6 protein-coding genes are annotated in these 9,975 nt (G+C 66.5%); 2 read left to right on the forward strand and 4 right to left on the reverse strand.

Translation table 11 applies throughout. From position 1 onward, the window contains the following. Positions 1 to 36: 36 nt before the first annotated feature. Positions 37 to 1,737: an FAD-dependent monooxygenase gene (locus tag TVB01_RS10720; protein ID WP_422455887.1), complete on the forward strand. Its 1,701-nt coding sequence runs from the start codon at positions 37 to 39 to the stop codon at positions 1,735 to 1,737. Here the strand turns inward: TVB01_RS10720 and TVB01_RS10725 are convergent. From TVB01_RS10725 to TVB01_RS10740, 4 genes are all read right to left on the reverse strand, one after another. Next, positions 1,697 to 4,693, reverse strand: a complete 2,997-nt coding sequence (locus tag TVB01_RS10725; protein ID WP_422455888.1) for an alpha-mannosidase — start codon at positions 4,691 to 4,693, stop codon at positions 1,697 to 1,699. The two genes, TVB01_RS10720 and TVB01_RS10725, sit on opposite strands and share 41 nt — an antisense overlap. A 40-nt stretch (positions 4,694 to 4,733) precedes the next feature. Next, on the reverse strand, positions 4,734 to 5,312 hold the full coding sequence (locus TVB01_RS10730) for a helix-turn-helix domain-containing protein (RefSeq protein WP_422455889.1): 579 nt from the start codon (positions 5,310 to 5,312) through the stop codon (positions 4,734 to 4,736). A 192-nt stretch (positions 5,313 to 5,504) separates the two neighbouring features. Continuing rightward, positions 5,505 to 6,659, reverse strand: coding sequence for an AI-2E family transporter (locus tag TVB01_RS10735; RefSeq protein WP_422455890.1), 1,155 nt, complete (start codon positions 6,657 to 6,659; stop codon positions 5,505 to 5,507). Between the two features lie 19 nt (positions 6,660 to 6,678). Next, complete coding sequence (locus tag TVB01_RS10740) at positions 6,679 to 8,430, reverse strand: long-chain-fatty-acid--CoA ligase (RefSeq protein ID WP_422455891.1); 1,752 nt, start codon at positions 8,428 to 8,430, stop codon at positions 6,679 to 6,681. Positions 8,431 to 8,759: 329 nt separating this feature from the next. Between TVB01_RS10740 and TVB01_RS10745 the strand changes: the two genes are divergently transcribed. Beyond that, entirely contained in the window at positions 8,760 to 9,890 is a 1,131-nt protein-coding gene (locus TVB01_RS10745) for a VIT1/CCC1 transporter family protein (protein ID WP_422455892.1), read from the forward strand. The last annotated feature ends 85 nt before the right edge of the window (positions 9,891 to 9,975 follow it).

A 9,975-nucleotide genomic window follows, 5' to 3' on the forward strand; every position in this document is an offset into this window, starting at 1 on the left:
TGGAACGGCTCTCGGCGTCAAGACTAGGCTGTGACTATGGCGGACACGGAACCCAGTGCGAAGAATGATGGAATGAACTACGACGTCGATGTCCTGATCGTGGGTGCCGGACCAACCGGACTCGCGCTGGCGGCCCAGCTGGCCAGCTACGGCACGAGCTTCCGGATCATCGACCGCCGGCAGGCCCCGTCCACCCAATCCAGGGCGCTCGCCGTGCAGCCGCGCACGCTAGAGGCGCTGCGGCCCTTCGGCGTCAGCGATGCCATGGTCCGCCGCGGCAACGCGGCCACGCAGCTCCACCTGCACCTTCCTGAAGACACCGTATCCATCGACCTCTTCGACGTCGGCATCGAAGACTCCGCCTACCAGCAGCTGCTGTTCCTGCCCCAGTCGGACACGGAAAGCATCCTCACCTCCTACCTGGCCAGCCGCGGCGTGCGCGTGGAACGCGGCGCCGAACTGCTGGAGCTCGACCGCCTGGACCCCCAAGATCCCTTTGCCGGCATGGAAGCACGCATCCAGCGCCAGGACCGCGGGATCGACCGCATCCGTGCCCGCTACGTTGTTGGGGCCGACGGCGTGGGAAGCGCCGTCCGCCGCCGTGCCGGGATGGATTTCCGCGGTTCCGGCTACGAAGATTCCTTTGTCCTGGCCGACCTGGAGATCGACGGCGCGGAACCCTCCGCCGTCCACGCCTACCCCACCGACGACGGTTTCATGGTGCTTTTCCCGCTCGGTTCGCCTGCATCATGGCGGATGATCAGCTTGAAGGACAAGGGCGACACAAGCGAAACCACGCTCTCAAGCCTGCAGGAAACCGCCGACAAGTTCTCCGGCGGCACCCTGAAGCTCAGGGATCCGCAGTGGATGAGCACCTTCAGGCTTTCCCACCAGATGGCCGAGTACTTCCAGTGGGGATCGGTCTTCCTGGCCGGAGACGCAGCCCACGTGCACTCCCCCATCGGCGGCCAGGGCATGAACACCGGGATCCAGGACGCGCTGAACCTCGGCTGGAAGCTCGCCCTGGGTGCACGCGGCCTGGCCAGCGACGAGCTGATTGACAGCTATGACGCCGAGCGTCGTCCGGTAGCGCGGGAGATTGTCGGCTTCACCGACCGTCTCTTCAAACTCGCTACTACCCGCAACAGTGTGAAGAAACTCCCGCGCACCAAACTGCTTCCCGCACTGGCTCCCCTGGCCGCCGCAAGCGAGCGCCTGCGCAGCCGGGCCTTCCGCACCATGTCCCAGCTGGGCATTCACTACCGGGGCAGCGATCTCTCCGAGACCGGCGGGAACCGCCTGCCCGCCGCCCTGGCGTCCGGTCCGCGCCCCGGGGACCGGCTGCCGGACGCCGTCGTGACCTACCAGGAGCGCGAGCGCAGGCTGCAGGATCTGGTGTCCTCCCCCGGTTTCCACGTCCTGCTCACCGGCCCCGGATGGCCTGAAGACACCCCGCAGCAGTTCCATGCCGCGCTTCCGGCCGTTGACGGCCTGCTCAGCGTGCAGCGGCTGGTAGTTGGCAGCCGCCTGACTCCCGGTGGCCCGGGCATCATCCAGGACACCAGCGGGCTGGCCTTTGAACGGCTTGGGCTCTCCGCGCGCCGCCCCGAGATCATCGTGGTGCGCCCCGACGGCTACATCGGATTCCGCTCCTCCGGAACCAACATCAACGGCGCACTGGGCTATCTGGGGCGGCTCACCGGGACAAGCGAAGAGTCTTCACTTCGAACGGCCTGAAGTCCAGGACGTATCCGCGCCCGTCACGGACCGGGTCCTCGCCTGCCGGACGTTCCAGCAAATCGGTGAGGGCAGCGCCCCGGACCTCAAATCCCGGTGCCAGGAACGCAGCGGTGTGCCTGCCCAAGGACTCGTAGAGCCGCAGCACCACATCGCCGCTGCGGTCATCGGCCAGTTTCACGGCCTCTATCAGGACGCCGGCGGGACTCAGTGACGCAACCGGCGGCATCTGTGTGAAGGCGGCCCCGGAGACCTTCCTGGGCGGAAGGTTCAGCCGGTACCCGTCGGCCACGGCATCGGACACGGCAGCATCCGGGCGCAGCGAGAAACGGAACATGTGTTCGCCCTGGTCTGCGCCGGGGTCGGGGAAGAGCGGGGCACGCAGGAGCGAAGCCCGGACCAGCGTTCCGGTGCCGGCGTCCCGGTTCCCGATGCGGGTGATGTCATAGCCGTAGGTTGAATCGTTCGCCAGGGAGATTCCGACTCCGTCCTCCCCCACGTGCACCCAGCGGTGCGCCGGTGTCTCGAAGCGTGCGTGGTCCCAGGAAGTGTTGGCGTGGGTCGGCCGCTGGATGTGGCCGAACTGGATCTCCGAGGCAGCCCGGTCTGCCAGCACCCCCACCGGAAACGCCAGCTTGAGAAGTTTCTGCTTCTCGTGCCAGTCGACGGTAACCGCCAGGTCAACCGACCGTCCGTCCGGACTCAGGCTGATCCGCTCCTGCAGCCGTGATGCTCCGAAAGAGTACGTGGCCGTGAGGCTCCCGTCCCCGCTGTCCATGGAGTCCGGCACCAGGAGGGCCGCGGCGCTCCTCCGGTCTGCCGCGTCGATGTCCCAGGCGTCCCACTGGTTGGGAGTGTCCCGGAAGAGCTGGAACACGTTCGCCGGGTGGCCCGGCAGCACCAGTTCGCGTCCCTGGGCAGTCCGAAGGGACGTCATTACGCCTGAGGGGTCGATGCGCAGGCTCAGATACTCGGAGGAGAGTTCCCAGCCGCCGCCGTCGAGCTCCGCCAACCGGCCCGGCGCGGCAGGCAAGGCAGCAGATGCCCCAAGAGGATCGACACCCTGGAGCGGTATTGGGGCAGCATTGAAGACCAGAGTGCCGTTGCCGTCACCGGCCAGTGCCCGCTGGGCGCGGTCGATGATGGTTTCCAGGCTGGCCTCGGTGCGTTCATAGGCCTGCTCAGCGTCCTGGTACACCCAGGCAATCGAGGACCCCGGCAGGATGTCGTGGAACTGTCCCAGGAGCACCGTCTTCCACGCCTCCTCCAGTTCCTCGTAGGGGTAAGGTGCCGCGGTGCGGACGGCTGAGGTCGCTGCCCAGAGTTCGGCTTCGCGCAGCAGCGACTCGCTGCGCCGGTTTCCGCGCTTGGTCCGGGCCTGCGATGTGTAGGTTCCACGGTGGAACTGCAGGTACATCTCACCGGACCAGACCGGCGGTTCGGCGTAGTCGGCCTCGGCTTCTTCAAAGAAGGTGCGCGGACTGGACAGCTGAACCCGGGGTGATCCTTCCAGCGAGGCCGTGCGGTGCGCTGCAGCCAGCATTTCGCGCGTTGGGCCTCCGCCGCCGTCGCCCCAGCCGTAGGGCACCAGGGAAAGGTTCGTGGCACCCTTGTCCCGAAACTGCCGTTCGGCCCGGGCCAGTTCCTGGCCGGTCAGGGCCGAGTTGTAGGTGTCCACCGGCGGGAAATGCGTGAAAACCCGTGTTCCGTCGATGCCTTCCCACAGGAACGTATGGTGCGGCATCACGTCGGATTCGTTCCAGCTCAGTTTCTGGGTAAGGAACCAGCGGGAACCGGCCGACCGGACGATCTGCGGCAGGGCCCCCGAATACCCGAACGAGTCGGGCAGCCAGGCGTCCAGGGGCTCAACCCCGAAATTCTCCATGAAGAATCGCTTCCCGAAGGTGAACTGCCGCACCAGTGACTCCCCTGAGGGCAGGTTGGTATCCGCCTCCACCCACATACCGCCGGCGGGCACGAACCGCCCCTCTGCGACGCGCTCCGCCACCCGCGCAAAGAGCTGCGGATGGTCCTCCTTGAGCCAGGCGTACTGCTGCGCCGAGGAGGCCGTGAACACGAAGTCCGGGTCCGTCTCCATCAGCGCGAGGACATTGGCGAAGGTCCTCGCGACCTTGCGCCGGGTTTCACGCACGGGCCACAGCCAGGCGCTGTCGATGTGGGCGTGCCCGACGGCGTGCAGGAGGTGGGCGCTGGCCGCCGCCGGCGCCGACAATGCCGGTTCCAAGATGCGCCGGGCGGCCTCAGCGCTGTTGTGCACATCGCCAGGTACGACGGCGTTGGCTGCTTGCTCCAGCGCGCGCAGCAGGTTGTGCCGGCGCGGTGATTCCATGGGAAGCTCGTGCATCAGCCCCCAGAGCACGGCGACGTCCTGCGCGAGGTTCCAGACCTGCCGGTCCAGCAGTGCTGCGTCGGCCCGGCGGAAGAGATAGAGCGGGTCGGTTCCGGCGGTTTCCCTGTCTCCCAGCGGAGTCGGCAGGAAACTGAAGCTGCCGATCACATTGGGCGTGGCGGCAGCTTCGACATAGAGCGTCACCTCGGACCCGGCCGGGCCGGTCAAGGGCACTGCCATGTTGGTGGACTCCAGGGCTTTCAGGACGGTTCCGTCCACCGAGTAAACGAGCCCCTCTGCCTGGAAGCCTGGCATGTCCGTGCTGAATCCCAGGTCGATCACGGCTTCGGCAGTAAATCCGTCCGGAGCTGCCGGGATGGAACCGGTCAGCCTGAGCCACGTCGTCTGCCAGGGCTTTCCCCACGGGCTGCCGGGTGCAAAGGGCCGGTAATCCTGCGCGGCCGCTTCCGCGAAGCTGACCGGCTCGCCGGGACAGTCCCAGGCCTCGGCACGGAGCGGAACGGGCGCGGTCCAGATCGAGGAGGTCAGGCGCTGGGCCAGGAAACGGGCGATGCGGCGTTCGGTGAGTTCGCGGTCCTGGTGCATGCGCCCACTGTGCGCGTCCGCCCCAGGGATTGGTAGGGGGTTAGGCCGTGCCGGGACTGACCAGGGTCCAGATCACGACGGCGGGAGCCGCGTCATCGGGATTGCGCCAGGAGTGCGGCTCCTTGCCCGGGAAGGTCACCGTATCCCCGGCCGACAGGGACATGGTTTCGGTCGTGAAGACCAGGTCCAGCCGTCCTGCGGCCACGTGCAGCACCTCGACGTCACAGTCCACGGAATACAGTTCCGCTTCCCCGGAGCCGCCGGGGACGATTTCCGACCGGATCACCTGGACCCGGCGTTCGGTGCGGGGCGTTACGAGTCTCTCGTTGATGCCGTCCCCGCCCAGGTTGATGCCGGGAGCCTCGGGCCAGCGGACCAGCGTGGTTTCGGGCGGCATAAAGAGGTCGCCGATGGAAATGGACAGCACCTGGCACAACGTCACCAGGGACGCCACGGAGGGCGATGTCAGGTCTCTTTCCACCCGGCTGAGGAAACCCTTGGTCAGGCCGGTTGAGTCGGCCACCTGTTCGATCGTGAGGTGCCTGGCCTGGCGCGCAGCCCTGATCCGGGAACCGATGGCCAACGGAGCGTTGCTGGGTTCAACCGACAAAGCCTTCATGAACGGGAGATCCTTTTTTGCGGATAAGACGGGGCTTTACCCTCGTATTTCGGCCTGATTGACGGCTGCTGGGCTGCGCACTAGCGTACAGGTAAACATAAGTTTCCCCGTACCCCGCCGGTTCGTGACCGGCCCCAGTGCTGCACCGGGTCCGGACGGTTCATCCCCTGCCCGTCCGGCCCCGGTGCTCTGTTAAGGTTCGTTCCCCTGCTGGAGCTCGTCTTCGCGGAGGTCCGCCACTTCGGGCACCTCGGCCGGGTCGCCGGTATCCTCGCCGATCCAGACCTTGATGACTGCCCAGCCGACAGCCGCGATCGGCACCGACAGGATGGCACCGATGATGCCGGCCAGGATGGTCCCGGCTGTCAGCGCCAGCAGGATCACCAGGGCGTGAATGCTGAGGGTCTTGCCCATCACCACCGGCTGGAGGAAGTTCCCCTCAAGCTGGTTCACCGCGATGATCACGATGATGACGATCAAGGCCACGAACGGACCGTTTGCCACCAGCGCGATCAGGGCTGCCAGGACACCTGCCGCTGTGGCACCCACCAGCGGGATGAAGGCGCCGACGAAGACGATCACGGCAAGCGGCAGTGCCAGCGGCACACCGAGGAGGAACAGGGCCGCGCCGATGCAGACAGCGTCTACCGCCGCCACGATGGCGGTCCCCCGCACGTAATTGCCCAGGACCTCCATGGTGCGGGCTCCGGAGAGGTCAGCCTTCCGACGGCTTTCGCCGCTGAACCAGCGCAGGATAAAGGCCCAGATTTTGTCGCCGTCCTTGAGGAAGAAGAACAGCACGACGGCCATGAGGACGAAACCGGTGGCGAAGGAACCTGCCGCCGAAAGTCCGGCCAGGGCTCCGTTGCCTGCCGTTGACGACGTCGCGAAGTCGAGTACCGCGTCCCGTGAGTCCTCGATGACTGAGGAGTCAATGGCCAGGGGGCCGCTCTGGATGAGCTCATAGAGCTCGTCGAAGCCTGCCATTGCCTGGTCCACCAGGGTTCGCCATTCGCTGCGGACTGCGAAGACGATCCCGGTGACCAGTCCGCCGAAGACAGCCAGCAGGAGCAGGAAAGACGTTCCTGTCGCCAGCGCGCCCGGCCAGCCCTTACGGCGAAGCCAGTTCACGAAGGGCGCGATCGCGGCTGCCAGGATCAATGCCAGCAGCACAGGGATGACCACCAGGGTCACCTGTTTCAAGGCGAAGACCGCTACCGCGATCAGGAGGAGGACCAGGAGGACCTGCGCTGAGCGCAGCGCAGCGTGGCCAAGGCCGTCGCTCCAATACCCCTGCTGCCTGCGCGGCTCTGTCGTGTTCGGCCTGGAGCCGGGCTGGCTATCCATGGATTTTCGGGTCCCCCGTCTAGGTTGTGGTTCCGGTGTCTTCGCCGGTTCCTTGAGGCTGAAGCGATTCCCGCACGTGGCGGCGGAGCACCTTGCCGATCAGGGAACGCGGAAGATCCGGGATCTGCACGATCCGGCGCGGCACCTTGTAGGCCGCCAGCTCGGAACGCACGTAGGTCCGCAGTTTGTCCGGGTCGAAATCGGCATCGGGACGGACGACCACGGCAGCCACCACGTCTTCCCCGCCGCCGCGGCGGGTCAGACCCACAACTGCCGCTTCAGCGACCGCGGGGTGGCGCTTCAGGGCCTCTTCCACTTCCGAGGGGGAGACATTGAAGCCGCCGGTGATAATCAGTTCCTTGATCCGGTCCCGGACCGTCACAAAGTCGTCGTCGTCCACCGAGACGATATCACCGGTGCGGAACCAGCCGCCGTCGAGCAGCGCCGCGCGTGTTTCGGCCGGCTTGTTCCAGTATCCCTGGAAGACCTGCGGACCGCGGATCAGCAGTTCGCCGGCTTCGCCGCGGTGCTTTTCCTTGGTGGGGTCCTCCGGATCGACAACCCTGATGTCCGTCAGCGGGAAAGGGACTCCGACGGTGCCGGCTTTCCGGGTCGGCCCCATGGGATTGCCCAGTGCCACGGGCGAGGTCTCGGTCAGGCCGTAGCCCTCGATCAGGTAGCCGCCTGTGGCCTTTTCCCAGGCTTCCACTGTGGCGACGGGCAGGTTCATGGCCCCGGAAATCGCGAAGCGGACGCCCTTGAGGGAGACGCCCTCCTTGGCAGCGCCTTCCACGATCCGGTCGTAAATGGGCGGCACCGCGGGCAGGAACGTCGGCGGGGTCTTCTTGGCAGCCTTCAGCACCAGGTCGACGTCGAACTTCGGGAAAAGGACCAGCTTCGCGCCAATGCTCATCGCGAAGGTCAGGCTCAGCGTCAGGCCGTAGGCGTGGAACATCGGCAGGACGCCGTAAACCGTTTCCTTGCCCTTGCGCAGTCCCGGAATCCACGCCCGTCCCTGGGCCGCATTAGCCATGAGGTTCGCGTGGGTGAGCATGGCACCCTTGGGGTCAGCCGTAGTGCCGGAGGTGTACTGGATCGCGGCAAGGTCCTCGGCCGCCGGACGCGGGTGGCGCCGCGGCAGGGGGCGGTTGTCCAGGAGTTTCTTCCATTCCAGGACAGGCCGTCCGGCGCTCCGCGGTTTCTTGTCCGCGGTCAGGGCACTCCGGCTCCGCCGGGCGGCGGGGATCGGAAGGCTGAGCACCAGCCGCATGGTGCGCGGCATGGCGCTGATCAGGTCCACCGACACGATGGTCCGGACGGGGATGTCTGCGGGAAGTCCCTGGATCCGTTCGACTGCCTTGTCCCAGACGATCGCCACGGTGGCACCGTGATCCTCGAACAGGTGGCGCAGCTCGCGGTCCGTGTACAGCGGATTGTGTTCGACGACGATCGCACCGAGCCGGAGCACCGCGTAGAACGCGACGACGTGCTGGGGGCAATTCGGCAGCACAAGCGCGACCCGGTCCCCGGGACGCACACCCAGCCGCTTCAAACCGGCTGCAGCCTGCCGGATCTGTTCACCCATCTCACGGTAGGAAACAGTGGCACCGAAGAACTGCAGCGCCGGCTTGGAACCGTATTTGCTGACGGATTCCTCCACCATGTCCACCAGGGAACCCGTGGGGAGCACAAGGTCCGTAGGCACTCCTTCGGCATAGTGGCGCATCCAGGGCCTGTTATGTTCGAAAAGTCCTTTGGCAGCTTTGCTCACGGCATCGACTCTATCCGGTTCACAGCCAGGTTCAGGAACCCGGCTTAGGCGGGCATACGCACCAACATCCCCTCCCTTACTGCGCAGCCTTGCGCCGGGTCCTCCGCTAGACTGGGGAACCGAAGGGGAGTAGCTCAGGTTTGTTCCAATTTTAGTTTCGCGGTCGTGCGCAATGAAATCGGCTCAAATCGAGGCCTGTCGACATACTGGCTGCGCAGCAGCCCGGCAGTCCACCGCGGTGCACGGCACCCGGCGAGCGAGACCTTCGGCCAGTTTTTTGACAGCTGGCCGGAGCCCCTTTTCCGCTCCGGCCATGAGCAGGAGCGTAAGTGAGCACCCCACCGACTTCCGGGCCCAGGCCCCCAGACCGCGGCGAACCGTCCGCTGCGGAGCTCCGCCGATGGCGGCAGTATCTGGCTGACGAGAAGGCTGAAGCAGCTACCTACCGCTATCTGGCTGACCGCCGGCAGGGCGAAGAACGGGACATCCTCCTCGCCTTAGCCGACGCTGAACGCCGCCACGAAGAACACTGGCGCCAGCTGCTGGGGCCCGAGGCGGACAAACCGACCCGCCCTTCCCTGCGCAACCGGATGCTGGGCCTGCTGGCCCGCCGCTTCGGTTCCGTCTTCGTCCTGGCCCTTGCCCAGCGCGCCGAGGGCCGCTCGCCCTACAGCGACGATCCCTCTGCCACCAGCGCCATGGCAGCCGACGAGCAGATCCACGAAGAGGTAATCCGGGGCCTGGCGACGCGGGGCCGTATACGCCTGTCCGGTAATTTCCGGGCAGCGGTTTTCGGCGCCAATGACGGTCTGGTCTCTAACCTGGCGCTGGTCATGGCCATTGGCGCCACCGGCGTTTCCAGTACATTCATCCTGTTCAGCGGAATTGCCGGGCTGCTGGCGGGCGCACTGTCGATGGGAGCCGGGGAATACGTCTCCGTCCGTTCCCAGCGCGAGCTGCTGGAAGCTTCCCGTCCCACACAGGTAACCCTGTCGGCGGCGAAGTCGCTGGATATTGACGCCAACGAACTCGTCCTGGTCTACCGTGCCCGCGGGATGAGCCGGGAAGCCGCCGAGCACCGGGCCGCCGAGAGGATGGGGCTCTTCACCTGCGACTGCGATCCGTCGCTTTCCCTTCAGCCGGAAAAGATGGAGGAAGCCGCCGGAGATGACCACGAGTCCGTCGGGACGGGGATCGGAGCGGCCGTGTCCAGTTTCTGTTTCTTCGCCTCGGGCGCCATCATCCCCGTGCTCCCGTACCTGTTCGGCATGGGCGGGCTCTCTGCCGTCGTCCTCTCCTGCACACTGGTGGGAATCGCACTGCTTTTCACCGGCGGCGTCGTGGGACTGCTCTCCGGAGCCTCACCGCTGAAGCGGGGGCTGCGGCAGCTGGCCATCGGCCTGGGCGCTGCCGCGGTCACCTACGCACTCGGCCTGCTGTTCGGCACCGGCCCCGCCTAAGGGAACCGCCCAAGGTAACACCGAGGGGGGGGGGGGGGGGGGGGGGGGGGGGGGGGGGGGGGGGGGGGGGGGGGGGGGGGGGGGG

The sequence above is a fragment of the Arthrobacter sp. 7Tela_A1 genome, assembly GCF_049311065.1.
Taxonomy (GTDB): Bacteria; Actinomycetota; Actinomycetes; order Actinomycetales; family Micrococcaceae; genus Arthrobacter_B.

Coding starts and splice junctions, on each gene's coding strand:
- TVB01_RS10720 (WP_422455887.1), top strand. CDS start 37: ATGGCGGACACGGAACCCAGTGCGAAGAATGATGGAATGAACTACGAC.
- TVB01_RS10725 (WP_422455888.1), bottom strand. CDS start 4,693: ATGCACCAGGACCGCGAACTCACCGAACGCCGCATCGCCCGTTTCCTG.
- TVB01_RS10730 (WP_422455889.1), bottom strand. CDS start 5,312: ATGAAGGCTTTGTCGGTTGAACCCAGCAACGCTCCGTTGGCCATCGGT.
- TVB01_RS10735 (WP_422455890.1), bottom strand. CDS start 6,659: ATGGATAGCCAGCCCGGCTCCAGGCCGAACACGACAGAGCCGCGCAGG.